General features: G+C 73.5%; 19 protein-coding genes. 12 read left to right on the top strand and 7 right to left on the bottom strand.

Translation table 11 applies throughout. The features are described 5' to 3' along the window. Positions 1-30 precede the first annotated feature (30 nt). Positions 31-774: a helix-turn-helix domain-containing protein gene (locus ABZU32_RS38355; RefSeq protein WP_354931040.1), complete on the top strand. Its 744-nt coding sequence runs from the start codon at positions 31-33 to the stop codon at positions 772-774. A gap of 347 nt (positions 775-1,121) precedes the next feature. Here ABZU32_RS38355 and ABZU32_RS38350 read toward each other — a convergent pair whose 3' ends face one another. After that, positions 1,122-2,432, bottom strand: a complete 1,311-nt coding sequence (locus ABZU32_RS38350; protein ID WP_354931037.1) for an MFS transporter — start codon at positions 2,430-2,432, stop codon at positions 1,122-1,124. 227 nt (positions 2,433-2,659) lie between these two features. Here ABZU32_RS38350 and ABZU32_RS38345 point away from each other — a divergent pair, with 227 nt between their 5' ends. Continuing rightward, positions 2,660-3,907 (top strand): DUF5931 domain-containing protein, encoded by a 1,248-nt coding sequence (locus ABZU32_RS38345; RefSeq protein WP_354931034.1) that lies wholly within the window; start codon positions 2,660-2,662, stop codon positions 3,905-3,907. Continuing rightward, the gene (locus tag ABZU32_RS38340) at positions 3,840-4,490 is read left to right on the top strand and encodes a response regulator transcription factor (protein WP_354931031.1); all 651 of its coding nucleotides are present in this window, start codon (positions 3,840-3,842) and stop codon (positions 4,488-4,490) included. Before ABZU32_RS38345 ends, ABZU32_RS38340 begins: the two co-directional genes overlap by 68 nt. Positions 4,491-4,529: 39 nt before the next feature. On the opposite strand, the gene ABZU32_RS38335 is transcribed toward ABZU32_RS38340, so the two are convergent. From ABZU32_RS38335 to ABZU32_RS38310, 6 genes are all read right to left on the bottom strand, one after another. Continuing rightward, a complete protein-coding gene (locus ABZU32_RS38335; RefSeq protein WP_354931028.1) occupies positions 4,530-4,820 on the bottom strand; it encodes a YiaA/YiaB family inner membrane protein in 291 nt (96 codons plus the stop codon). 168 nt (positions 4,821-4,988) lie between these two features. After that, entirely contained in the window at positions 4,989-7,880 is a 2,892-nt protein-coding gene (locus ABZU32_RS38330; protein WP_354931025.1) for a BTAD domain-containing putative transcriptional regulator, read from the bottom strand. 111 nt (positions 7,881-7,991) lie between these two features. Next, positions 7,992-9,383 (bottom strand): FAD-binding monooxygenase, encoded by a 1,392-nt coding sequence (locus ABZU32_RS38325; RefSeq protein WP_354931022.1) that lies wholly within the window; start codon positions 9,381-9,383, stop codon positions 7,992-7,994. Positions 9,384-9,406: 23 nt separating this feature from the next. Further along, complete coding sequence (locus ABZU32_RS38320; protein WP_354931019.1) at positions 9,407-9,550, bottom strand: hypothetical protein; 144 nt, start codon at positions 9,548-9,550, stop codon at positions 9,407-9,409. Positions 9,551-9,678: 128 nt separating this feature from the next. Next, positions 9,679-12,522: a BTAD domain-containing putative transcriptional regulator gene (locus tag ABZU32_RS38315; protein ID WP_354931016.1), complete on the bottom strand. Its 2,844-nt coding sequence runs from the start codon at positions 12,520-12,522 to the stop codon at positions 9,679-9,681. A 110-nt stretch (positions 12,523-12,632) separates the two neighbouring features. Further along, positions 12,633-14,306 carry an AMP-binding protein gene (locus ABZU32_RS38310; protein ID WP_354847945.1) on the bottom strand — a complete coding sequence of 558 codons (1,674 nt, stop codon included), beginning with the start codon at positions 14,304-14,306 and terminating at the stop codon, positions 12,633-12,635. Between the two features lie 191 nt (positions 14,307-14,497). On the opposite strand from ABZU32_RS38310, the gene argC reads away from it, so the two are divergent. The 9 genes from argC (at position 14,498) to tyrS (ending at position 24,094) form a co-directional block, all read left to right on the top strand. Then, complete coding sequence (gene argC, locus ABZU32_RS38305) at positions 14,498-15,520, top strand: N-acetyl-gamma-glutamyl-phosphate reductase (RefSeq protein WP_354931013.1); 1,023 nt, start codon at positions 14,498-14,500, stop codon at positions 15,518-15,520. A 55-nt stretch (positions 15,521-15,575) separates the two neighbouring features. Further along, positions 15,576-16,727, top strand: coding sequence for a bifunctional glutamate N-acetyltransferase/amino-acid acetyltransferase ArgJ (argJ, locus tag ABZU32_RS38300; RefSeq protein ID WP_354847950.1), 1,152 nt, complete (start codon positions 15,576-15,578; stop codon positions 16,725-16,727). Beyond that, positions 16,724-17,692: an acetylglutamate kinase gene (gene argB / locus ABZU32_RS38295; protein WP_354931010.1), complete on the top strand. Its 969-nt coding sequence runs from the start codon at positions 16,724-16,726 to the stop codon at positions 17,690-17,692. Before argJ ends, argB begins: the two co-directional genes overlap by 4 nt. Positions 17,693-17,712: 20 nt before the next feature. Continuing rightward, positions 17,713-18,933, top strand: a complete 1,221-nt coding sequence (locus ABZU32_RS38290; protein WP_354931060.1) for an acetylornithine transaminase — start codon at positions 17,713-17,715, stop codon at positions 18,931-18,933. Next, positions 18,930-19,868 (top strand): ornithine carbamoyltransferase, encoded by a 939-nt coding sequence (gene argF / locus ABZU32_RS38285; protein ID WP_354931007.1) that lies wholly within the window; start codon positions 18,930-18,932, stop codon positions 19,866-19,868. The genes ABZU32_RS38290 and argF overlap by 4 nt, the downstream gene beginning before the upstream one ends. Then, positions 19,865-20,383, top strand: coding sequence for an arginine repressor (locus ABZU32_RS38280; protein WP_354847961.1), 519 nt, complete (start codon positions 19,865-19,867; stop codon positions 20,381-20,383). Before argF ends, ABZU32_RS38280 begins: the two co-directional genes overlap by 4 nt. Before the next feature lie 181 nt (positions 20,384-20,564). Beyond that, positions 20,565-21,989, top strand: coding sequence for an argininosuccinate lyase (argH, locus tag ABZU32_RS38275; protein ID WP_354847979.1), 1,425 nt, complete (start codon positions 20,565-20,567; stop codon positions 21,987-21,989). Between the two features lie 29 nt (positions 21,990-22,018). After that, complete coding sequence (locus ABZU32_RS38270; protein ID WP_354931004.1) at positions 22,019-22,699, top strand: DNA-3-methyladenine glycosylase; 681 nt, start codon at positions 22,019-22,021, stop codon at positions 22,697-22,699. Between the two features lie 126 nt (positions 22,700-22,825). Continuing rightward, positions 22,826-24,094, top strand: coding sequence for a tyrosine--tRNA ligase (gene tyrS, locus ABZU32_RS38265; protein ID WP_354847982.1), 1,269 nt, complete (start codon positions 22,826-22,828; stop codon positions 24,092-24,094). Positions 24,095-24,715 lie beyond the last annotated feature (621 nt).

The following is a 24,715-nucleotide window of genomic DNA, read 5'->3' as shown; positions in this document are numbered from 1 at the left end:
TTTCGCCGCCGCAGACAAGGATTTCGTGACATGACGGCAGTGCCGGTCGCCGGGCGTTCCGACGCCCGCCGCAACCGGGATCTGGTACTGCGCACCGCGATGCGGGTGTTCGCCGAGGAAGGGCTCCAGGCGTCTCTCGGCCGCATCGCCCAGCGCGCCGGGGTCGGCGCCGGGACCGTCTACCGGCACTTCCCGAGCAAGGACATCCTGGTCGAGGCGGTGCTCGCCGAGCACCTCGAGGCCCTGGTCGCCTCCGCCGGCCGCTGGGGCGCCCGCGCCGCTCCCGGTGACGCGCTGTTCGGTTTCCTGCTCGAAGTGGTCGAGAAGTCGGCGGACCGTCAGAGCGTGTGCGACGCCCTCACCGGTGACCGGAGCTGGCCACGTGCCGTGCTGACCGCCGCGGTCCAGCGGTTCCACCAGGCCCTGGAGCGCCTGATGCGCGACGCGAGACAGGCCGGGGCGATACGCGCCGACGTACGGCTGGACGATCTGTCGGCGCTCGTCGTCGGCGCCGTCGCGCTGCGTTCGGCACACCGGGACCAGGCCCGCGGCGCCCAACTGGTGCGGTTGCTGCTGGACGGACTGCGTGCCAGGCCTGTCACGAATCCCGCATCATTTCGTGACGCGTCCTCGTCGCCTCGTCACGGACCCACCGCCCCGCGGCTCTGCGAGGAGTGCGGCGCGTCGCTTCCGATGCGCGACACCGGACGGCCGCCCCGCTACTGCGGCCCCACCTGCCGCCAACGCGCCCACCGCCGCCGCTCCGCCGGTTGACGACCCCACCGGCTCACCGCTCACCCGGGACTTGACCAGGCCTGACCCGTCAAACGGCCGTCAGAGCCTGTCGATCTCGGTCAGGTCGATGTCGATGTCGAACGGCGCCGTCAGCCGAACCCGATCCTGATGACTGCTGGACAGCACGTAACTGCGCGTGGTCGGGTCCAGTTCGTAGACGTTCAGCGGGGGACATACGGAAGGTGATCGAGGTCCTCGGCGTGGAACCCCTCAGGGGGAGGGATCAACCAGTCGGGTAGCTCCGGATTCGTCATCATTTCGCTCCGGACCTGGACCTTCATGCTTCCCACCGTAGCAAGTGGCTTCCCTGATCCCGGGGGCTTTGGTCAGGTGGTGACGGGCACTTCGCGGCGGGCGCGTTCGGCTAGGGCGTGTTCGTCGGTGCGGGCGTCGTACCGGCGGAACTTGGGGAGGGCGGCGGCCATGGCGGCGACGGCGGCCATGCAGAGCAGGCCGCCGACGCCGAGGGAGAAGCGGGCACCGCCGGCTTGGGCGAGGAATCCGGCGCGGGCGTCGCCGAGCATGGGGCCGGTGGAGTAGGAGAGCAGTTCGATACCGGCCAGGCGTCCGCGGTATTCGTCGGGGATGGTCTGGTTCCAGATGATGCCGCGGAAGACGCCGCTGATCATGTCGGCTGCTCCGGCGAAGGCCAGCAGGGCGGCCACGAGCCAGATGTTGGGCATGATCGAGGCGAGGGCGACGCCGGCGCCCCACAGTGCGGCCGAGGTGATCACCGCGCGGCCGTGGCGGTGGACGTGGGCGGTCCAGCCGGAGGTGGCCGAGGCGATCACCGAGCCGATGCCGCCCGCCGCGTACAGCAGGCCGAGCGCCCTGGGCTCGTGGAGCTGGTCGGCGAGGAACGGGAAGAGCGCGTTGGAGAAGGCGAACACCATGGCGGCGATGTCGACCAGGTAGGTGCCCATGAGGTCGGGGCGGCGGACGGCGTAGCGCACGCCCTCGACCAGCGAGCGCAGCGAGGCCGGGGTGTGGTCACCGGTGCGGGGAACGGGGCGCACGCGCACCAGAAGCAGCAGCGACAGCAGGAAGGACGCGATGTCGATGCCGTAGGAGGTGGCCGGGCCGAGGGTGACGACGATGAGGCCGCCGGCGGCCGGGCCGACGATCATGCCCGCGTTGCGTGCCAGGCCCTGGATGGCGAACGCGGCGCCCATCTGGTCGAGTTTGAGGACCCGGTTGATGATCGCCTGCTCGCTGGGCCCCCGGAGGCTGGACAGGCCGGCCGACAGTGCAGCGACGACGTAGAGCACGGGCACCTGGGCCGGGGCGGGGAACAGCACGGCGTTCAGCAGAAGGAGCACCGAGGTCAGGCAGAGGCCCACCTCGGACAGGACGACGATCTTTCGCCGGTCGAGCGCGTCGGCGATGGCGCCGCCCCACAGCCCGCACACCACCATCGGCGCGAACTCCACCAGGCCGACCAGGCCCACCGCGACGTAGGAGCCGGTGAGCTGCTTCATCTGGAAGGGCACGGCCACCATGGTCATCAGGCTGCCGAACATCGTGACCAGGCTGGAGCCGAACAGCAGCCGGAAATCCCGCGAGTCGCGTAGTGGGCTGAGGTCCATGCGCAGCCGCAGCAGCAGGGTCTTCAGCGATCGGGCGGGACTCGTCGACACAGGTGGCAAGTCTGAAGGCCCGCGACGCTCCCGGGCAACCGGTTTTCCGTGCGCCGGGGCCGCCGCACCCACGGACACGCGTTACGGGCACCCGAAGGACGCCCGGCGGCCGAACCCGCGCCCCCGTCCGGGAGCGGTGCCCGTCAGAGCTCGGGCGATGAGAGGGCATCCGGGCCGTCATATAGTCGGCTCACCGGGGACAGCGCCGACGAGCGTGATGGGGCCGCATGGAGATCGAGGGGTCGTTCTGGCGGGCCATCGCGGTGTACCGCATCGCCTCTCTCGGCTACGCCGCGGTGTTGCTGGCGAGCGCCGGCGGCTACCTCCGTCCCGTCGCGGGCTGGGCCGTCCTCGGCGTGATGGCGGTATGGACCGCGGCCACCACGATCGCGTACTCCTCCGCGAGAAGCCGCCCCCTGCTGGTGCTGGACGTGCTGGTCACGCTCGGCTGCATGCTGGCTTCGCCGTACGTCCAGGGACCTGACGCCGGACCTGCGGGTGTGATGCCGGTGACGGCGACCTGGATCGGGGGGCCCGTGCTCGCCTGGGCCGTGTACGGCGGGCGGCGGGCGGGCGCGGTGGCGGCGATCGCGCTGGCGCTCGGCGACCTGTGGCTGCGGGATGCGGACCGATTCGCTCTTTCCGTACCCATCAACGGATCCGTGCTGCTGATCCTCGCCGGAACCGTCGTCGGCCACGTGGCGCGGCTCACCAGACAGGCCGAGGAACGGCTGCAACGTGCCGCCGAGATCGAGGCGGCCGGCCGGGAGCGCGAGCGGCTCGCTCGCAGCATCCATGACTCCGTGCTCCAGGTACTGGCGCTGGTGCGACGCCGCGGGCTGGAGATCGGCGGGGAGGCCGCCGAACTGGGGCGGCTGGCCGGAGAGCAGGAAGCGGCAGTGCGCGAGCTGATCCGCAGCGGTCCGGGCACGGGGGAGCAGGACGGTGCGGGCCTGGTCGATGTGGGGGCTCGGTTACGCCGGTACACCTCGGCGGTGGTCACCGTGTCGACACCCGCGACCCCTCTGCCGCTTCCCGCCGGTCACGCTCACGAGGTCGTCGCGGCCGTGGGGGCGGCGCTCGACAACGTCCGGTGGCACTGCGGCGCGGAGGCGAGGGCCTGGGTCTTCGCCGAGAACGACGGCGTCTCGATGACCATCACGGTGCGCGACGAGGGCCCCGGCATCCCCGAGGGACGCCTATCTGAGGCGGAGGCGGAGGGCAGGCTCGGCGTCGCGCAGTCCATCAGGGGCCGGATCGCCGGCCTCGGCGGCAGCGTCGGTCTCACGTCCGTGCCGGGCCAGGGAACCGAGGTCGAGCTGGTGATCCCCGTGCCCGCCCGGCCTGCCGCCCACGAGCGGGCCCGCACATCCTGGGCGGGAACGCGGGCCGGTCTACAGTTGCGGAATGACCAGCGCTCTGCGGGTGATGGTGGTGGACGACCACCCGATGTGGCGGGACGCGGTCGCCCGTGACCTGGAGAACGCCGGGTACCAGGTGGTGGCGACCGTGGGCGAGGGCCGCCAGGCGCTCCGCGTCGCCGCCGCCCTGCGGCCCGATGTGGTGATCCTCGACCTGCGGCTTCCCGACCTGTCCGGTGTCGAGGTGGCCAGAGGGCTGGCCGCGTCCGATCCCGCGCCCCGCGTCCTGGTGCTGTCGGCGAGCGCCGAGCATGAGGACGTGCTCGAGGCGGTCAAGGCCGGCGCCTGCGGATACCTGGTCAAGTCGGCGAGCCGGGAGGAGTTCCTCGGCGCCGTCCGGCGCACGGCCGGCGGGGAACCGGTCTTCACCCCTGGCCTGGCAGGGCTGGTGCTCGGCGAGTATCGCCGCCTGGCCACGCAGAGGCCTTCGGACGCCGGGCCGCGCCTCACCGATCGGGAGACCGAGGTGCTGCGCCTGGTCGCCAAGGGCCTGTCCTACCGGCAGATCGCCGAACGGCTGGTGCTCAGCCACCGGACGGTGCAGAACCACGTGCAGAACACCTTGAACAAGCTCCAGCTCCACAACCGGGTCGAGCTCGTCCGTTACGCGATCGAGCGGGGACTGGACGGGACATAGCGGGGACTGGACGGGACACAGCGCGGCCGGAGCGGCGGCTCACGGTGTGTCGACCTTGTACGGGTCGTGCTCGGAGAGCAGTTTGTCCAGGCGTGCCTGGTCGACGCGGCTGGACATGCTGTCGAGTTCCTGCCGGTCGCGCACGCACTTGGCCAGTCCGAAGGTCGTGGTCACCGTGTACAGCACGGCGATCGCGAGGAACGCGCGAATCCAGGGATCGATCGGCAGGAAGACGATGCCGAGCGCCACGCTGCCGAGCGCCACGGCGAAGGAGATGACGCACTGGGCGTAGTAGGCGCCGGTCATGGCGGGCTGGAGTGGTTTCTTCATGCCGTTCAGGGTCTGACACCGGCCGGCCGGACGCCTGAGTAGGCGTACCCATCCTGTCTGAGTACCTCAACCGAAGGGGGCCGGGGCCGCGCCGGCGGGGTGCGGGTGTCGGGGCCGGGCGTGGCGGGGTGGGTCACCGTGCGTCGGGCAGGCCGATCATGAGGGTGGTCAGTTGTCGAGCAGGCCGATCATGAGGGTGGTCAGTTCCGGCAGGGACAGTTCGCGTCCCTGGGCCGCGAGGCGTTCGTACTCCGCCGGCGGGAGCGCTTCGCGGACGGCGGCGGCTTCTCTCGGGCCGTCGAACGGGTCCATGAGTTCGGGAGAGAAGCCGACCCGGCGGCCGACGGCCTCCACTCCGCCCATCAGCACGGCCGCCTGGCCGGCGCGTCCGCTCAGCGTGAGGGCGTGGGCGACGGTGTGGATCAGGACGAGCCGGGAGGTGACGTCGTCGTGGCGGTCGAGGGCGTCCAGGATGCCCGCGGCGATGCCGAGCGCGCGCCGGCCGTCGCCGCCGTCGCAGGCGGTCTTCATGGCGGCCCACGCGGCGGAGCCCGCCGCCCAGTCGTGGCCGCAGGACTCGGCGGTCGCGACGGCCTCGGCCAGGACGGCCTCGGCCGCCGGGCGGTCTCCCATGACGCGGGCGAGCGTGCCCTGCACCATGAGGGCCTCGGCCACCAGCCAGTCCTCTCCGGTGCGCCGGGCGAGGCCGACGGCGCCGGCGGCGAGCGCGGGGGCGTCGATCGGGATCCCGGCGAGCACGCCGAAATGCGTCTGGTAGACCCGCGCGGACGCCTGGACCACCAGATCCCCGGCCTCCTGGCCCTCCCGCTCGGCGGTCAGCACCTCCTCGTACGCCTCCGCCGGCCTGCCGGCCAGGTAGCTGAGCCCGCTCACGGCGAGCCGGGCCCGTCCGCGGACCTCCGGCCCGGCGTCCGGCGCGGCGGCGAACGCGTCGGACATCCAGGACAGGCCCTCGGCGATGTGACCCATGCGGTACCAGAACCAGTACAGCGCTCCGCCGAGCCGCAGCGCGTAGTCGCCGTCCCCGTCGGCCAGCGCGGAGGCGAAGGCGGCGCGGAACTCCGGCTGCTCGCGGGTCAAGCGGGCCAGCAGCTCGGCGGCCTGCGGGCCGTGCAGCCTGCGCTCGGCGCTCTCGGCCTGGGTCAGCGCCCAGGCCCGGTGACGCCGCCGTGTCCCGGCGAGATCGTTGGCGTCCAGTTCCCGCAGCGCGTACTGGCGCAGCGTCTCCAGCATCCGGTAGCGGCGCGGCGCGGTGCCCGGCTCGACGGCGATCAGCGACTTGCGCACCAGCGCCGACAGGGCGGGCAGGACGGGGGCCTGGCCTGCGACCGCGGCGGCGGCGTCGAGGTCGAACCCGGCGGCGAACACGCTCAGCCGATGGAAGAGCCGCCGCTCCGCGGGGTCGAGCAGATGGTGGCTCCAGGCGACGGTCGCCTCCAGCGCGCGGTGCCGCGCCGGCAGGTCGATCGGGCCGTCCACCAGCACGTCGAAGCGGTTCTCCAGGGCCGCGGCGATCTGGCCGATGGAGAGCATCCGGCACTGCGCGGCGGCCAGTTCGATGGCCAGCGGGATGCCGTCCAGCCCGGCGCACAGCCCCGGGATGCGGTCCAGGTCGCCCGGGTCGGGTGACCACGCGGGCAGCGCCGCGGCGGCCCGCCGCCGGAACAGCTCGGTGCCGTCCCCGGCGGGGTCGAGCGGCAGGACCTCGTAGACCGCCTCGCCCTCCACGCCCAGCGCCTCGCGGCTGGTGGCCAGCGCCCGCAGGGCCCCGCAGCGGCCCAGCAACGCGCCGGCGAGGGCGGCGACGGCCTCCAGCAGGTGCTCGCAGTTGTCGAGCACCAGCAGCAGCCGGCGCCCGGCCAGCACGGCCGCCAGCGCCTCGGCCGAGGCCACCCCCGGGATGCCCAGGCAGGCCGCGATGGTGGCGGGGAGCAGTTCGGCCGAGGTGAGGCCGGCCAGCTCCACCAGCCAGGGGCCGTCGTCGTCGGTACGGGCCCTGGCCGCCTCCAGCGCGAGGCGCGACTTGCCCACCCCGCCGGGGCCGGTGAGGGTGACCAGCCGGTACTCGGTGAGCAGGCCGCCGACGGCGGCGAGGTCGGCCGTGCGCCCGACGAAGCTCGACAGCGCGAAGGGCAGGTTCCCCGCTGGTGTGGGCTTGGCCGCCAGGTCGGCCGGTGCGGCGGCGGGAGAGCCGGCGGGGGCCTGGGAAAGGGGCGCGCCGCCGAGGCGGGCGCCGGTGGTGAGCGCGGGCGGCGGGTCGAGCCGCGGATCCTGGGCGAGCACCGCGGCCTCCAGGTCGCGCAGCGCGGGGCCGGGGTCGATGCCGAGCTCGTCGGCGAGCCGTTCCCGTACGGCGCGCAGCGCCGCGGCGGCCTCGGCCCGCCGGCCCGACCGGTACAGCGCCAGGGTGAGCAGTTCCCAGCCGCGTTCCCGCAGCGGCTGCTCGGCCACCAGGGCCTCCAGCTCGCCGACCGCGGCGGCGTGCCGGCCGAGCCGGATGGCGGCGGCCAGCCGGTCCTCGTACGCGGCGGCGCGCAGCCCCTCCAGCCGGGCCGCCTCCGACACCGCGAAGCCGGCCCCGTCGAAGTCGGCGTAGGCCGGTCCACGCCACAGGTCCAGCGCCTCGGTCAGCAGTTCCTCGGCCTGTTCCGGCCTGCCGCCGTCCAGGGCGTGCCGCCCTGCCACGGCCAGGTCGGCGAAGCGCTCGGCGTCGACCGCGGCCGGGTCGGCCCGCAGCGCGTACCCGGGCCCCTCGCGCACCAGGAGCCCGGCCGGGGCGCGGGCCGCGCGCTCCGGCTCCAGCGCCCTGCGCAACTGGGAGATGTACACGTGCAGGGTCGCCGGCGACGGCGGCGGGGACCCCTCCCACACGTCGGACATGAGCCGCTCGGCCGACACCATCCTGCCTCGGGCGATCAGCAGCACGGCGAGGACCGCGCGTTGCCGGAGCCCGCCCAGGCCGACCGGACCCCCGCCCAGCTCGGCCCGAAGCGGGCCGAGCACCCCGAACCGCGCGGCATCGGCGTCGACCCGGCCCATCGGCCCCCCTCGCACAACGTAGATCGATGCGAGGGTAACCCAAGGAAAGCGGTACAAAAAGGGGATCGTGGACCGTTCCCTCCAGCGGTCCGCCGCCACGATCCCGGGGGGTCACCGGCCGGCGGGCGCCTGCGCCCGGATCTCCGGCTCGGCGAGGGCCGGAGCGCCGCGGCGGGAACGAGGCCGGAGCACCCGGGCGATGATCCCCGGCGACAGCAGGCGCTGCGGCGGCGCCTGGAGGTTGGCGACGCTCAGGAAGGCGTTGCCGACCACCGGGTCGGCCTCCGCGGCGGCGTGGAGCCGTGTGAGGTAGCCGTTGAGCAGCCTCACCCGCGGGGACCGCGGGCCCTCGACGGACGGGAACCGCAGGTCGCCGCCGACAGACATGTCCCAGGGCACGTCGATGATCCGCGCGGCGCGCCCGAAGAAGCGGCGGGCCAAGCCGTCCAGCCCGTCGGCCAGGCACTCCCGCAGGGCGACGGCCTCGCAGGCGGCCACGGTCATCCCCTGCCCGTAGCTGGGGTTGAACTGGCACAGCGCGTCGCCGAACACCAGGTAGCCCTCGGGGAAGCGGCCGAGCCGTTCGTAGCGGCGGCGGATGCTCACCGGGATGCGCATCAGGCGCGGCGCCCCGAGCGGTTCCAGGCGCAGCAGGAGGTGGTGCAGGTCGGGGACCGGAAGCCCGGCGGCGAAGGCGTGATACCCCTCCGGGTCGACGGGCGGGACGTCGTCGCCCATGCCGAACAGGGTGACCAGCCAGCGGTCCCCCTCGGCGCTGAGCGCGACCCCGCCCCTCGGCACGGCCGTGCCGTGCCCCACGATCATGGCCGCGACGTCGGCGTCGCCCGGCCGGCGCCGGTACTCGCGCGAGACGTACACCAGCCGGGAATCGACGCGGTCCTCCGGCGCCGGCTCGTACCCCAGCCCGCGCAGCCACTCCGTGCCCCGGTTGCCCCGCCCCGTGGCGTCGACCACCAGGTCGGCCGCCATCTCCTCGGCCTCCTCGGGACGGTGGCCGGGGCGCAACACGCGCACTCCCGTGACGGCCCCGCCGGGACCGGCGATCGGCCCGAGGACCTCGCGGCGCTCGTGGACCACCACGCCGGGAAGGGCCGCGACTCGGGACCGCACATACCCTTCCAGCCGCGGCCGGCTCACCGTCAGGCCGCGCAGCCGCGAAGGCGCGGGACGCAGCAGCCGGCCGTCGTTGTACCAGCGGACGTCGTTCTGGATGTCGCAGGTGCCGGCGCCCGCGGCGACCAGGTCGGCGGTCAGCCTGGGGAACAGCTGCTCGAGGATCTCGCGGCCCCGGGACAGCAGCCCGTGCGCGTGATGGCCCTGCGGGACGCCCCGCCGGGGGACGCCCTCGTCCGGCAGCGCGTCGCGGTCGATCAGCGTGACCCGGTCGAACCTCTCGCCGAGCACCCGGGCGGCCAGCAGCCCGCCGATGCCCGCGCCGACGACGACGGCGTGCCCGGTGGGGCGGTGTCCGATGTCCGCCATGGTCCGCTCACCCCCTCCTCGGATCAGCCCCACTGGGACGGGTCCCCGGTCACGCCCCACTGGGACGGGTCGCCGGTGGCGGCGTGGGCGGCCGTCATGCCCAGGCCCGCCAGGAGCCCCAGGCTGATCGCGGCCACCGCCGCGCTGCGCCTCATCGTCTTGATCACGATTCACCTCGTTGTCCGGGCCGCCCGGCCGGGCGGCACTGCGCTCATGGCGACGAGGATGCGCGCGGCCGCTTGGCGGCCACTGGGAACGGGCTTTACCACCGGCGGACGCCCGGCCCGGTCGAGGGTCAGTTCCGGGCGATCAGACCGGCCAGCAGGGCGCTCGCCTCCTGCCGGGACAGGGCGCGTCCCCTGGCCGCGTGGCGCTCGTACTCCTCCGGCGGCAGCGCTCCTCGCACGGCGGCGGCCTCGCGGGGCCCGTCCAGCGGGTCCATCAGCTCAGGGGAGACGCCGGCCCGCTCGCCGATGGCCTCCACGGCGCCCATCAGCGTGGCCGCCTGCTCCGCCCTCCCGGTGAGCACGAGGGCGCGGGCCGCGCTGTGCACGGTGACCAGCCAGAAGGAGATGTCGCCGTAACGGTCCATCGCGGCGAGGATGTCGCCGGCGACGGCCAGCGCGCGGGCGCCCTCCCCGCGATCGCAGGCGGTCTTCATGTCGCACCAGGCGGCCCCGTCGGCGGCCCAGTCGTGGCCGCTGGAGTGGGCGGCGGCGATCGCCTCCCGGAAGGCGGCGCCGGCGCCGGGCAGGTCGGCGAGGATCCGCAGCGCCATGCCCTGGATCATGAGCGTCTCGGCCTCCAGCCAGCCCTGCGCGGTGCCGCGGGCGATCTCGACGGCCGCGCGGGCGAGGGCCGGCGCGTCGACCGGCGCCCCGGCCAGTAGGCCCAGATAGGCCGCGTAGCCCGTCGCGCTCGCCTCGGTCACCCGGTCGCCGGCCTCGCGGGCCTCCTCGACGGCCGTGCGGGCCGCCTCGTACGCCCGCGCCGGCCGTCCGGCCAGGTAGCGCAGCGCCGCGACGGCGAACCTGGCACGCGCCCGGGTGCCGGCACCGGCTCCCGGGGCCGCGGCGAAGCCCTCCGACAGCCAGGCCAGCCCTTCCGCGACGTGGCCCATGCGGAACCAGAACCAGAACAGCGCTCCGCCCAGCCGCAGGACGTAGTCGCCGTCGCCCTCGGTGAGCGCGGAGGCGAACGCGGCGCGGAACTCCGGCTGGTCGCGGCTCAGCCCTTCCAGCAGCGCCGCCCCCTGCGGGCCGCGCAGATGGCGTTCGGCGCTTTCTGCCCTGGTCAGCGCCCAGGCGCGGTGCCGTTCCCGCGCCCGCGCCAGTTCCTCGGGGGACAGCGCGCCAAGGGCGTACTGGCGCAGCGTCTCCAGCATGCGGTAGCGGCGCGGCGCCGTGCCGGGCTCGGCGGTGACCAGCGACTTGCGGACCAGCGCCGACAGCGGGGCCAGTACGGGGGCGACCCCCGTCACGGCGGCGGCCGTCTCCAGGTCGAAGCCGGCGCGGAGCACGCCGAGCCGGTGGAACAGCAGCCGTTCCTGCGGCGACAGGAGCTGGTCGCTCCAGGCGACGGTGCCGAGCAGGGTCCGATGGCGGTCCGGCCGGCCGGCGGGCCCGCCCACCAGCAGGGTGAAGCGGTCTTCCAGGGCGTCGGCGATCTGGCCGACCGACAGCGTCCGGCACTGGGCGGCGGCGAGTTCGATGGCCAGCGGGATGCCGTCGAGCCCGGCGCACAGGGCGGCGACGCGCTCCTGGCCGCCCGGCTCGGGCGCCCAGCCGGGCTGGGCCGCCGCCGCGCGGCGCGCGAACAGCTCCGCGGCCTCGGTGGCGGCGGGCAGCGGCGGCACCTCGTAGACGGCCTCGCCGGTGATGCCCAGGGGTTCGCGGCTGGTGGCCAGGATCCGCACGCCGCCGCAGCGGGCCAGCAGGGTGTGCACGAGCATGGCGGCGGGGGCCAGCAGGTGCTCGCAGTTGTCCAGGACGATCAGCAGCTCGCGGCCGGCGAGCATCCCGGCCAGCTGGTCGGCGGAGGCGGCGGCGGGCAGTCCCAGAGCGGCGGCGATGGTGGCGGTGAGCAGGTCGGGTGTGTGCAGGCCCGCGATCTCCACCAGCCAGGGCCCGTCGGCGTCCGTGCGGGCGCGGGCGACCTCCAGGGCCAGGCGGGTCTTGCCGACGCCGCCGGGGCCGGTGAGCGTGACCAGCCGGTGCGCCTCCAGCAGGCGCGCGACGGCGGTCAGGTCTCCGTCGCGGCCGACGAAGCTGGACAGGGCGAAGGGCAGGTTGCCCGGGGACGGCGCCGGTTCCCCGGCCGGCGGCGCGGGGGAGGGCCCCCGGCCGGGTTCCGCGGGCGCCGGGGTCAGGCGGGGGTCCTGGGCGAGCACGGCCGCCTCCAGCTCGCGCAGCCCGCGTCCGGGGTCGGCGCCGAGCTCGTCGGCCAGCCGTCTGCGGACGGTGCGTAACGCGGCGAGCGCGTCGGCCTGCCGCCCGGACCGGTACAGGGCCAGGGCCAGCAGTTCCCAGCCGCGTTCGCGCAGTGGTTGCTCGGCGACCAGCGACTCCAGCTCACCCACGGCGGCGGCGTGCCGTCCCGAGGCGATGACGGCGGACAGGCGGTCCTCGCGCACCGCGGCCCGCAGGTCCTCCAGCCGGGCGGCGTCGGGCGCCGCGAAGGAGGCCCCGTCGAAGTCGGCGTAGGCCGGTCCCCGCCACAGCGCGAGGGCCTGGCCGAGGAGGTCGGCGGCGCGCCCGGGCTCGCCGTCCTCCAGCGCGCGCCGGCCGCGGACGGCCAGGTCGGTGAAGCGCTCGGCGTCGATCGCGGCGGGCGCCGCGCGCAGGGCGTATCCGGGGCCTTCGCGCACCAGCAGCCGTGCCGGGGCGCCGGGCGGCCGTTCCGGCTCCAGCGCCCTGCGCAGGTCGGCGACGTACCCGTGGAGCGTCGTCGGCGAGGCGGGCCGCGAGCCCTCCCACACCTCCGACAGGATCCGCTCGGCCGGGACGATGCGGCCGCGCGCGATCAGCAGCATCGCCAGCACGGCACGCTGCCGCGGCCCTCCAAGGCCCGCGGGCCGCGCGCCCACCTCGGCCCTGAGCGATCCAAGCACTCCGAACCGCACGCCCTCGGCGACGCTCACCCGCGGTCCTCCCCTCGTCCACCGGCCTTCCGGTCGATGATCTCAGGTGGCGCCCCCGGGGCCCACGGTTCCCGGGGCCCGGCAGGGGCGCCGCGCGGCCGTCGGGGCGTTCACAGGCCGAGGGTCTCCCGGCGCAGGTGGGTCTTGAGGATCTTGCCGCCGGGGTTGCGGGGGAGTTCGGTCTCGCGGAACCAGAACCGCACGGGGATCTTGAACGGTGCCAGGACGCCGGTCAGGGACTCCCGCAGCTCCTCTGCGGTGGCCGACATGCCGGGCTTCAGGCGCACGACGGCGCCGACCTGCTCGCCGAGCTCGTCGTCCGGGATGCCGATCACGGCGGCGTCGTCCACGGCGGGGTGCTCGAACAGGGCCGCCTCGACCTCGGCGCAGTAGACGTTCTCGCCGCCCCTGATGACCATGTCCTTGGCCCGGTCGACGATGTAGACGAAGCCCTCCTCGTCCAGCCTGGCCAGGTCGCCGGTGTGCAGCCAGCCCTCCACGAAGGTCTGGGCGGTGGCCTCGGGGCGGTTCCAGTAGCCCGCGATGACGTTGGGGCCGCGCATGCACAGCTCGCCGACCTCGCCGGGCGGCAGTTCGTTGCCGAGCGGGTCGGACACGCGCACGTCGCACACGGCCAGGGGCAGGCCGATGCTGTCCGGCTTGGCCAGGTAGGTGGGCCCGCTGTTGTAGATCGCCAGCGCGGTGGTCTCGGTCATCCCGTACCCGTTGGACGCCTGCCGCTGGGGAAGCTGGTCGCCGATGCGCTCAAGCAGCTTGGGCGGGGCCGGCGCGCCGCCGTAGCTGACCCCGCCGAGGCTTGAGATGTCGTACTTGCCGAGGTCGGGGTGCGACAGCAGCTGCCAGGCGTTGGTCGGGACGCCCGTCATGATGGTGACCTTCTCGCGCTCGATCAACTGGAGCGCCTGCCCGGGGTCCCACTTGTACATCAGCACCAGGCCGCCGCCGGTGAACATGGTGGCCGTCATCACCGCGAAGCAGCCGGTGACGTGGAACAGGGGCACGGTCAGCAGCGTGATGCGCCGGGTGCCCACCGCCGTCGAGGGGTCCTTGCCGGCCAGGGCGATGCTGCGCAGCAGCGCGTAGGCGACGGTCATCGGCGACTGGGCGGCGTTGCGGTGGGTGCCGAGCGCGCCCTTGGGGTGGCCGGTGGTCCCGGAGGTGTAGAAGATGGTGGCCGGGTCCTCGGGGTCCAGCTCGACCGCCGGCAGGGTCGCCTCCGCGCGCACCTCGCCGAGGACGTCGGCGAACGCGCGGGCCCCGGGCGGCAGGTCGCCGGCGGCGCGGGTGACGATCATGGGGACGGACGTCCCGCGCAGCCGCTCGGCCCGCTCGCCGTCGGCGATGAACACCTTGGCCCCCGAGTCCGACAGGCCGTACTCCAGCTCGGGCGTCGTCCACCACGCGTTCAGCGGCACGGCTATCGCCCCGATCGCGACGACCGCTGAGAAGGCCACGACCCACTCGGGGTAGTTGCGCATCGCGATGGCGACCCGGTCTCCCTTGGTCACGCCGTAGTCCTCGGCGAGCCGGGTGGCCAGCGTGGCGGTCCGGCGGTAGTGCTCCTCGTAGCTGACGCGCTCGTCCTCGTAGACGATGAAGATCGCCTCTCCGTGGAAGCGGCTGTTCTCCAGCAGGGCGCGGAAGGTCGTCGGGGCGTGCTTCCAGGTCCGGAGCTTCGACCCGCGTATCTCGACCTCCTCCATCTCGAACAACTGGCCAGGTCCGGTGAGCTGTGCCTGGACCTGGTCATGGGTGACAGTCATGCGCGGTTACTCCCGGGGGTGAGTAGCTGCCGTTGTGGAAGGTGACGATACCGACCGGTAGGTACGGAGAACAGGGGTCCAGCTCACACGGTCATTCACGTGATGTTGGTTTGCATGAAGATGCTGAGCGGTGCATAATCTTTCTTTGTAAAGGTCATAAGGCCCAGTGCATGGTCATGCGAGGTGAGTCGATGAAAGCGGCGGTCGCCGGAGCCAGCGGCTACGCCGGGGGCGAGCTTCTGCGCCTGCTCTCGGCCCACCCCGCCTTCGAGATCGGCGCGCTGACCGCCGGTTCGAGCGCGGGCGGCGCCCTGGGCGCCCATCAGCCGCACCTGCCCGCCCTCGCCGGGCGGATCCTCGCCGAGACGACGGCCGAGACGCTGCGGGGCCACGACGTCGTGTTCCTGGCCCTGCCGCACGGGCGGTCCGCCGCCATCGCCGCCCAGCTCGGCGAGGACACCCTCGTGGTCGACTGCGGCGCCGACTTCCGGCTGGACGACCCGGCCGAGTGGGTCCGTTTCTACGGCGGCGAGCACGCCGGCACCTGGCCGTACGGCCTGCCCGAGCTGCCCGGCCAGCGCGACCTGCTGCGCGGGGCACGACGCGTCGCCGTCCCCGGGTGCTACCCGACCTCGGCCACCCTCGCCCTGTTCCCCGCCTTCGCCGCCGGCCTCGCCGAGCCGGACGTCGTGGTCGTCGCCGCCAGCGGCACCTCCGGCGCCGGCCGCTCGCCCAAGACCCACCTGCTCGGCAGCGAGGTCATGGGCTCGGTCGGCGCGTACAGCGTGGGCGGCGCCCACCGCCACACGCCCGAGATGGAGCAGAACCTCTCCAAGGTCGCGGGCACCCCGGTGAAGGTCTCCTTCACCCCCATGCTGGCCCCCATGAGTCGCGGCATCCTCGCCACCTGCGCCGCGCCCGCCGCTCCCGGCCTGACCGCCGCCGCGCTGCGCGAGGCCTACGCCGCGGCGGTGAAGGACGAGCCCTTCCTGCGCCTGCTGCCCGAGGGCGTCTGGCCCGCCACGGCCATGACCGTCGGCGCCAACACCGCCGCGCTCCAGGTGACCCTCGACGAGCGGGCCGGCCGCGTGGTCGCCGTCGTCGCCATCGACAACCTGACCAAGGGCACCGCGGGCGGGGCGATCCAGAGCGCCAACCTCGCCCTCGGCCTGGCAGAAGAACTCGGCCTTCCCCTCAATGGAGTAGCCCCGTGAGCCAGCGCAGTCACACCACCCCGATCACTTCGGTCAAGGCGGGGGAGGGTCGGTCATGAGCGTCACCGCGCCCCTCGGCTTCCGCGCCGCCGGCGTCGCCGCGGGCCTGAAGGCCAAGGGCGCCCGCGACCTGGCCCTGGTCGTCAACGACGGCCCCTCCCGTGCCGCCGCCGGCGTCTTCACCCGCAACCGCGTCAAGGCCGCCCCCGTGCTGTGGACCCAGCAGGTCCTCACCGGCGGCCGGGTCCGGGCGGTCGTCCTGAACTCCGGCGGCGCCAACGCCTGCACGGGCCCGGGCGGCTTCCAGGACACCCACGCCACCGCCGAGAAGGTCGCCGGCGTCATCGGCGACTCGGCCGGCGAGGTCGCCGTCTGCTCCACCGGCCTGATCGGCGAGCGCCTGCCCATGGACCCGCTGCTGGCCGGGGTCGAGGCGGTGGCGGCCCAGCTGTCCCGCGACGGGGGCCTGGCCGCCGCCGACGCCATCCGCACCACCGACACCGTCACCAAGATCGCCTTCCGCAGGGGCGAGGGCTACATGGTGGGCGGCATGGCCAAGGGAGCCGGCATGCTGGCCCCCGCCATGGCCACGATGCTCAGCGTCATCACCACCGACGCCGACGTGCCGGCCGCCGAGCTCGACCGGGTGCTGCGCAAGGCCGTCGGTGTCACCTTCGACCGGCTCGACACCGACGGCTGCATGTCCACCAACGACACCGTGCTGCTGCTCGCCAGCGGGGCATCGGGCGTCACCCCCGACCCCGCCGAGTTCGAGAAGAAGATCACCGAGGTGTGCGCCGACCTGGCCAGGCAGCTCCTGGTCGACGCCGAGGGCGCCACCAAGGCCATCGCGATCGAGGTCGTCGGCGCCGCCCACGAGGACGACGCGGTGACCGTCGGCAGGGCGGTGGCCAGGTCCAACCTGCTCAAGTGCGCCATCCACGGCGAGGACCCCAACTGGGGCCGCGTCGTGTCCGCCGTCGGCACCACCGACGCCGTGTTCGAGCCCGACCGGCTCAACGTCGCCATCAACGGCATCTGGATCTGCCGGGGCGGCGCCGCGGGCGACGACCGCGCCAAGGTCGACCTGCGCGCGAGGGACGTGACCATCACCATCGACCTGTCGGCGGGGCCGCACTCGGCCACCGTCCACACCACCGACCTCACCGCCGAGTACGTCCACGAGAACTCGGCGTACTCCACATGAGCGGCGACACGCCGGCCGCCGGGCGGAACGGAACCGCCCCGCCCGCCGCGGCCACGTCCGCAGCGAGGGACGCCCTCGGCCCGCACGCCAAGGCCGCCGTCCTCATCGAGGCCCTGCCCTGGCTGGAGCGCTTCCGCGGCCAGACCGTCGTGGTGAAGTACGGCGGCAACGCCATGACCGACGAGACGCTGCGCCGCGGATTCGCCGACGACATGGTGTTCCTGCTCCACGCGGGCCTGCGGCCGGTCGTCGTGCACGGCGGCGGCCCGCAGATCAACGCCCACCTCGACCGCCTCGGCATCGAGACCGGCTTCACCGCCGGGCTGCGGGTCACCACGCCCGAGGCCATGCAGGTCGTGCGCATGGTGCTGGTCGGCCAGGTCAACCGCGACGTCGTGGGCCTGATCAACCGGCACGGGCCTTTCGCCATCGGCATGTCCGGCGAGGACGCCCATCTGTTCACCGCCGAACGCAAGCACGCCGAGGTCAACGGCGAGAAGGTCGACATCGGCCAGGTGGGCGAGATCGTCAAGGTGGAGCCCGGGGCCGTCCAGGCCCTGCTCGACGACGGGCGCATCCCGGTCGTCTCCTCCATCGCCCGCGGCGAGGACGGCGAGATCTACAACGTCAACGCCGACACCGCCGCCGCGGCGCTCGCCGTCGCGCTGGACGCGGGCAAGTTCGTCGTCCTCACCGACGTCGAGGGCCTGTACGCCGACTGGCCGCCCTCGGGCGACGGCGCCGGAACCAAGGTGATCAGCCGGTTGACGGCCGGAGAGCTGGCCGGGCTGCTGCCGGGCCTGTCCAGCGGCATGGTGCCGAAGATGGAGGCCTGCCTGACCGCCGTCAGCGCGGGCGTGCCCCAGGCCCACGTCCTGGACGGGCGGGTGCCCCACTCGGTGCTGCTGGAGATCTTCACGGACGAGGGGATAGGGACCATGGTGGTGCCGGAGGAGGAGTCATGAGCCAGGTCAGCCCATCCGCGATGCCCGGCCACGCCGGAGGCGACCTGCTGGACGCCGGCGCCGCCTCGCTCACCGAGCGCTTCGAGGCCGCGTTCATGCCCAACTACGGGGTGCCCCCGGCCGTGCTGGTGCGCGGCGAGGGGTGCCACGTCTGGGACGCCGACGGCAGGCGCTACCTCGACCTGATCGCCGGCATCGCCGTCAGCTCCCTCGGCCACGGCCATCCCGCCCTGGTGCGCGCCGTCTCCGAGCAGGCCGCCGCGCTCGCCCACAGCTCCAACCTGTTCATCAACGAGCCCGAGGTGCTGCTCGCCGAACGGCTGCTCGGCCTGCTGAAGGTCCCCGGGCGCGTGTTCCTGGCCAACTCCGGCACCGAGGCCAACGAGGCCGCGCTCAAGCTGGCCGTCAAGCACGCCAAGGCCACCGGCAGGAAGTACTACGTCGCCGCCGAGAACGGCTTCCACGGCCGCACGCTCGGCGCGCTGTCGCTGACCGGCAAGGCCGCCATCCGCGACCAGTTCGGGCCCTTCCCGCTGGACGTCCGCTTCGTCCCCTACGGTGACGCCGACGCCCTCAAGCAGGCCGTCACCGGCGACTGCGCCGCGGTCTTCCTGGAGCCCACGCAGGGCGAGGCCGGGGTCGTGCCGCCGCCCGGCGGCTACTTCACCGCCGCCCGGCAGATCTGCGACGCCACCGGCGCCCTGCTGGTGCTGGACGAGATCCAGTCGGCGATCGGCCGCACCGGCCACTGGTTCGCCCACCAGCACGACGGCATCGTCCCCGACGTGCTCACCCTGGCCAAGGGTCTCGGCGGCGGGCTGCCGATCGGCGCGTGCGTCGGCTTCGGCCAGGCCGGCACGCTGTTCGCCAAGGGCGACCACGGCTCGACCTTCGGCGGCAACCCGGTGTCGGCCGCCGCCGCCCTCGCCGTGCTCGGCACCATCGAGCGCGACGGGCTGCTCGCCCACGTCCGCGAGCTCGGCGACCGGCTCGCCGAGGGCATCGCGTCCTTGGACCACCCGCTGCTGTCCGGCGTGCGCGGGCGCGGCCTGTGGCGGGCCATCGTGCTCACCGGCGACCACGCCGCGCAGGTCCAGGCCGCGGCCCAGCGGGCCGGGTTCCTGGTCAACGCCGTGCAACCCGACGCGATCCGGCTCGCGCCACCCCTGGTCATCACCGAGGAGCAGGTCGACTCGTTCCTCGGCGCCCTGCCCACGATCCTTTCGGAGGTGGCCGGATGAGCGGGCCGATCTCAGGAGCCGTCCGGCACTTCCTGCGCGACGACGACCTCGGCCCGGCCGAGCAGGCCGAGGTGCTCGACCTGGCCGAGGCGATGAAGAAGGACCGCTACGGGTACCGCCCGTTCGAGGGCCCGAAGACCGTCGCGGTGCTGTTCGACAAGCACTCCACCCGCACCCGCGTCTCCTTCGCGGTCGGCATCGCCGAGATGGGCGGCAACCCGCTGATCATCGACGCCGCGGGGTCCCAGATGGGCCGCGGCGAGCCGATCGGGGACACCGCCCGCGTCCTCTCACGCCTGGTCGCCGCGATCGTCTGGCGCACCTTCGGGCAGGAACGCGTCGAGGAGATGGCCGCCGCGTCCCCGGTCCCCGTCGTCAACGCGCTGACCGACGAGTTCCACCCCTGCCAGGTGCTCGCCGACCTGCTCACCGTGCGCGAGCGCCTGGGCGCCCTCGCCGGGCGCACGCTCGCCTACTTCGGCGACGGCGCCAACAACATGGCCCACTCCTACCTGCTCGGCGGCGCCACCGCCGGCATGCACGTCCGCATCGCCGCCCCGGCCGCCTACCAGCCGCACGCCGCCGTCCTGGCCCGCGCCGCCGAGATCGCCGCCGCCACGGGCGGCTCGGTCACCGTGCTGTCGGACGCCGGCGCGGCCGCCGCCGGCGCCCACGTCCTGACCACCGACACCTGGGTGTCGATGGGCCAGGACGGAAAGGACGAACGGGTCGCCGCGCTCACGCCGTACCAGATCAACTCCGCGCTGCTGGGCTTGGCCGCCCCCGACGCCGTCGTGCTCCACTGCCTGCCCGCCTACCGCGGCCTGGAGATCACCGCCGAGGTGCTGGACGGCCCGCACAGCGCCGTGTGGGACGAGGCCGAGAACCGCCTGCACGCCCAGAAGGCCCTGCTCCAGTGGCTGGTGACGCGATGACCATCCCCCTGACCAAGGCGGGGAGGCTCGCCAAGATCGCCGACCTGGTGAACCGCAACCAGGTCCGCTCCCAGCCCGAACTGGCCCGGCTGCTGGCCGAGAGCGGCGTCGAGGTCACCCAGGCCACCCTGTCGCGCGACCTGGACGAGCTGGGCGCGCTCAAGCTGCGGGCCGACGACGGCTCGCTCGTGTACGCGCTGCCGGGCGAGGGCGGCGCGCGCATCCCGCTGACCCGCACGGGCTCCGGCACCGAGACCCCGGCGGCCCGCCTGCGACGAGTGGCCGAAGAACTGCTGGTCTCTGCCGAGGCCTCGGCCAACCTGGTGATCGTGCGCACGCCGCCCGGCGCCGCGCAGTTCCTCGCCTCGGCACTGGACCACGCCGACTGGGAGTCGATCCTCGGCACCGTCGCCGGCGACGACACCATCCTGGTGATCAGCCGCGACCCGACCGGCGGCACCCTGCTCGCGGACTCCCTGCTCAAGCTGACCGAGCGACGTAGTCAGCCCGCGTGAGGCGGGCTGACCGGCAAAGACCCGGCCCATGCCGGGCCTCGCGGGCGACATGGACGCCCGAAACAAGATCGCGCCGCGCGGGACGGCCGTCTCGGCTGATGAGCGTCGTTTTGGGCTAGGGTCGCGGATTGAGCATTTCGATCTAGGGAAGAGGAGAACGGTGGCTGAGGGTGGCAAGCCCATGCGGCTATGGGGTGGCAGGTTCGAAGGCGGTCCTGCGGACGCGCTGACACGGCTCTCCGTGAGCGTGCAGTTCGACTGGCGGCTCGCGCCGTACGACCTGATGGCGTCGCGGGCGCACGCCCGGGTGCTGCACCGCGCGGGGCTGCTGAGCGAGAACGAGCTCGAGCGCATGATCGCGGCGCTGGACGACCTCGAGCGGGCCTGCAAGTCGGGCGAGTTCCGGCCCACCGTGGCCGACGAGGACGTCCACACCGCCCTCGAACGCGGGCTTCTGGAGCACCTGGGGTCGCTCGGCGGCAAGCTGCGCGCCGGCCGCAGCCGCAACGACCAGATCGCCACCGACCTGCGCCTGTACCTGCGCGACAACGTCCGCTACATCGTCTCGCGGCTGGTCGAGCTGGAGACCGCGCTGATCAGCCAGGCCGAGGAGCACGCGGCCACCGCCGCGCCCGGCATGACCCACATGCAGCACGCTCAGCCGGTCTCCTTCGGCCACCAGCTCCTGGCCCACGTCCACGCGATCGCGCGCGACGTCGACCGGCTGCGCGACTGGGACCGGCGCGCCGCCGTCTCCCCGCTCGGTGCCGGCGCGCTCGCCGGGTCCTCCCTCCCGCTGGACCCGCAGAGGGTGGCCCAGGAGCTCGGCTTCGACTCGGCCGCGCCCAACTCCATGGACGCCGTCGCCGACCGCGACTTCGCCGCGGAGTTCCTGTTCTGCGCGGCGCTGATCGGCGTCCACCTGTCCCGCCTGGGCGAAGAGATCGTCCTCTGGGCCTCCCAGGAGTTCCACTGGATCGAGATGGACGACGCCTACTCCACCGGCTCGTCGATCATGCCGCAGAAGAAGAACCCGGACGTCGCCGAGCTGGCCCGCGGCAAGTCCGGCCGGCTCATCGGCAACCTGATGTCCCTGCTCACCACGCTCAAGGGCCTGCCGCTCACCTACAACCGCGACCTGCAGGAGGACAAGGAGCCGGTCTTCGACGCCGTCGACACCCTGCTGCTCGTGCTGCCCGCGGTCTCCGGCCTGGTCTCCACCATGCGCGTCAACACCGCCCGGCTGGAATCCTCCGCGCCCGACGGCTTCGCCCTGGCCACCGACCTCGCCGAGCTGCTGGTGCGCAAGGGCGTGGCCTTCCGCGACGCCCACGAGGCCGTCGGCCACCTGGTGGTCTGGTGCCAGGTCAACGACACCACCTTCGAGCGGCTCACCGAGGAGGACCTGGCCAAGATCTCCCCGCACTTCACCGCGTCCGCGGCCGACGGCGCCGACGTGCCGGGCCCGCTGGAGGTGCTGAACGTGCAGGGCGCGCTCGCCTCGCGCAAGGCCCACGGCGGCACCGCGCCCGACCGGGTGCGCGACCAGATCGCCGCGCTCCGCGAGATCGTGGACGGCCAGGCCGCGTGGGCGACCGGATCCTAGGCCGGGAACCGGCCGGCGTGGACGGGCGGATGCCCGGCGCTCGGACATCCGAGGTCGCCGGGCGTGTCCTGGACCGCGCGTTCTTCGACCGGCCCGCGCCGGAGGTGGCCCCCGACCTGCTCGGGCGCGTCCTGGTGCACGGGCCGGTCGCCGTCCGCCTCACTGAGGTGGAGGCCTACGGCCCACCCGGGACCGACCCCGCCTCCCACACCTACCGGGGACGCACGCCGCGCAACGCCGTCATGTTCGGCCCGCCCGGCCACCTGTACGTGTACTTCACCTACGGCATGCACTACTGCGCCAACTTCGTCTGCCTGCCCGAGGGAATGGGCTCGGGGGTGCTGCTGCGCGCGGGCGAGGTGGTGCGAGGGGTGGAGGAGGCCCGCACCCGCCGCCACCGGCCCGGCACCTCCGCGCCGCTCACCAGCCCCGGCCGCCCCGTTCCCGCACGCGACCTGGCCCGCGGCCCCGCCCGCCTGGCCGTCGCGCTCGGCATCGGACGCGAGCTCAACGGCGCCGACTGCTGCTCCGGCTCCCGCCCGGACGGCTTACAGGTACTGGAGGGCGACCCCGCCGACCCGGCGTCGGTCCGTTCCGGCCCGCGCACCGGCGTGTCGTCCGGTGCGGACACGCCGTGGCGCTTCTGGATCGACGGCGACCCGACCGTCTCGCCGTACCGCAAGCATGTGCCGAAGACCCGGCCGAGCTGACGGCCCGGGCCGTCCCGCATCCTGGTCTTCCGAGTGGCGGAGTGGTGCGGTGATCGGGCAGGCTGTACGCAGGGCGAGAGCCCGGCATTCATCCCATTCAGCGAACGACTCATGAAGGCCAGGATCGTGACCGACATCCTCGATGACCTTGCGTGGCGCGGCCTGATCGCGCAGTCCACCGACATCGACGCCCTGCGGGGCGCGATGAGCGAAGGTCCGATCACGGTCTATTGCGGCTTCGACCCCACCGCCCCCTCCCTGCACGTCGGCAACCTCGTCCCGCTGCTCACGCTGACGCGCATCCAGCGGGCCGGCCACCACGCCATCGGGCTGGTCGGCGGCGCCACCGGCCTCATCGGCGACCCCAGCGGCAAGAGCGAGGAGCGTTCGCTCAACTCCACCGACGTGGTCGCCGAGTGGGTGCGGCGCATCCGCGTCCAGGTGGAGAAGTTCATCGACTTCTCCGACCCCTCCGCCGCCATCCTGGTCAGCAACCTCGACTGGACGGCGGGCCTGTCGGCGATCGACTTCCTGCGTGACGTGGGCAAGCACTTCCCGGTGAACCGCATGCTCGCCCGCGAGTCGGTCTCGGCCAGACTCGCGGGGGAGGGGCTGAGCTACACCGAGTTCAGCTACCAGATCCTCCAGGCCAACGACTACCTGGAGCTGCACCGCCGCCACGGCTGCACTCTGCAGATCGGCGGCAGCGACCAGTGGGGCAACATCACCGCCGGCTGCGACCTCATCCGCCGGGTCGAGGGCGCTCACGTGCACGCGCTGACCGTGCCGCTCATCACCAAGGCCGACGGCACCAAGTTCGGCAAGACGGCCGGCGGAGCGGTCTGGCTCGACCCCGAGCTGACCTCGCCCTACGCCTTCTACCAGTTCTGGCTCAACTCCGACGACCGCGACGTGGTGAAGTTCCTGAAGATCTTCAGCTTCCGCTCCAGGGACGAGATCGAGGCGCTGGAGAAGAGCGCCTCGGAGCGTCCCGCGGCACGCGAGGCGCAGCGGGCGCTGGCGGAGGAGTTCACCACCCTGCTGCACGGCGCCGACGAGTGCCGCGCGGTCATCGCCGCGTCGGGCGCGCTGTTCGGCCAGGGGTCCCTGGAGGAGCTGCCGGAACGGACGCTCGCCTCCGCGCTCGCCGAGGTGCCACGGGTCACCGTGCCCGCGCTCGGGGCCGCCTACGTCGACCTGCTGGCCGACAGTGGGCTGGTCGAGAGCAAGTCGGCCGCGCGGCGCTCGGTCAAGGAAGGCGGGGCCTACCTCAACAACGTGCGGGTCACCGACGAGGCGTACGTGCCCACCGCCGATGACCTGTTGCACGGGCGCTTCCTGGTGCTCCGCCGTGGCAAGCGTTCTGTGGGCGGCGTCGAGGTGGCGGCCGGCTGACCTCGAGGTCGCAGTCGGCTGAGCCGCCCGTCCGCTTCGGCCCGTGGGTCCGTGACCTGCGGCTTTCCACGGTTTCCCCTCTCAGGCCCCCCGGCCCCCGGTACGCGCGCCGCGCGTACCGGGGGCCGCTGTCGTAGGTAACAGTCTTGTAGCGGATGCGTGAGAGTTTCCCGGATCACGGGATGAGCTGGGCGATCGGCCCCGTAATCGATTTGACGGACCCTCCAGAGCCGCTTAATGTTCTGTTCCACCCCAGGGAAACGGCAGGCCGCCGCAGAGGCGCCTGACTCCCGGGGCATCCCGAACGACACGATCTCGGAAACTCCGTCCTCGACGGAGGGTCCGGTTCTGGTGTGTCGCCCGCATGAGATCGACTCGAGCCGCTATTTGACTCGATTGGACTTGGCGTGGGTGATGACGTAAGTTAGACGGGTTGCCCTGGCGACGGGGTGACCAAGATTTTAGCAGTTCCGAACGATTACGGCAGATCGGTTGATTTGACGGAGATCGCCGGAAACTGGTAAACTTTAAGAACACGAGATGAACGCCCCAGTCGGGGGTCGGGTCCTTGGTGGGTCTGGTTTCCGGTGGTGTACGCGTCCGTTTCTTGAGAACTCAACA

The organism is Sphaerisporangium sp. NPDC005288 (assembly GCF_040607475.1).
Classification (GTDB): Bacteria; Actinomycetota; Actinomycetes; order Streptosporangiales; family Streptosporangiaceae; genus Sphaerisporangium; species Sphaerisporangium rhizosphaerae.
This window is presented reverse-complemented; position numbering and strand designations above follow the sequence as displayed.

Bases quoted from the DNA above. Each gene is read 5' to 3' on its own strand.
- ABZU32_RS38355 (WP_354931040.1), top strand. From the start codon at position 31: ATGACGGCAGTGCCGGTCGCCGGGCGTTCCGACGCCCGCCGCAACCGG.
- ABZU32_RS38345 (WP_354931034.1), top strand. From the start codon at position 2,660: ATGGAGATCGAGGGGTCGTTCTGGCGGGCCATCGCGGTGTACCGCATC.
- ABZU32_RS38340 (WP_354931031.1), top strand. From the start codon at position 3,840: ATGACCAGCGCTCTGCGGGTGATGGTGGTGGACGACCACCCGATGTGG.
- ABZU32_RS38335 (WP_354931028.1), bottom strand. From the start codon at position 4,820: ATGAAGAAACCACTCCAGCCCGCCATGACCGGCGCCTACTACGCCCAG.
- ABZU32_RS38330 (WP_354931025.1), bottom strand. From the start codon at position 7,880: ATGGGCCGGGTCGACGCCGATGCCGCGCGGTTCGGGGTGCTCGGCCCG.
- ABZU32_RS38325 (WP_354931022.1), bottom strand. From the start codon at position 9,383: ATGGCGGACATCGGACACCGCCCCACCGGGCACGCCGTCGTCGTCGGC.
- ABZU32_RS38310 (WP_354847945.1), bottom strand. From the start codon at position 14,306: ATGACTGTCACCCATGACCAGGTCCAGGCACAGCTCACCGGACCTGGC.
- argC (WP_354931013.1), top strand. From the start codon at position 14,498: ATGAAAGCGGCGGTCGCCGGAGCCAGCGGCTACGCCGGGGGCGAGCTT.
- argJ (WP_354847950.1), top strand. From the start codon at position 15,576: ATGAGCGTCACCGCGCCCCTCGGCTTCCGCGCCGCCGGCGTCGCCGCG.
- argB (WP_354931010.1), top strand. From the start codon at position 16,724: ATGAGCGGCGACACGCCGGCCGCCGGGCGGAACGGAACCGCCCCGCCC.
- ABZU32_RS38290 (WP_354931060.1), top strand. From the start codon at position 17,713: ATGCCCGGCCACGCCGGAGGCGACCTGCTGGACGCCGGCGCCGCCTCG.
- argF (WP_354931007.1), top strand. From the start codon at position 18,930: ATGAGCGGGCCGATCTCAGGAGCCGTCCGGCACTTCCTGCGCGACGAC.
- ABZU32_RS38280 (WP_354847961.1), top strand. From the start codon at position 19,865: ATGACCATCCCCCTGACCAAGGCGGGGAGGCTCGCCAAGATCGCCGAC.
- argH (WP_354847979.1), top strand. From the start codon at position 20,565: ATGCGGCTATGGGGTGGCAGGTTCGAAGGCGGTCCTGCGGACGCGCTG.
- ABZU32_RS38270 (WP_354931004.1), top strand. From the start codon at position 22,019: ATGCCCGGCGCTCGGACATCCGAGGTCGCCGGGCGTGTCCTGGACCGC.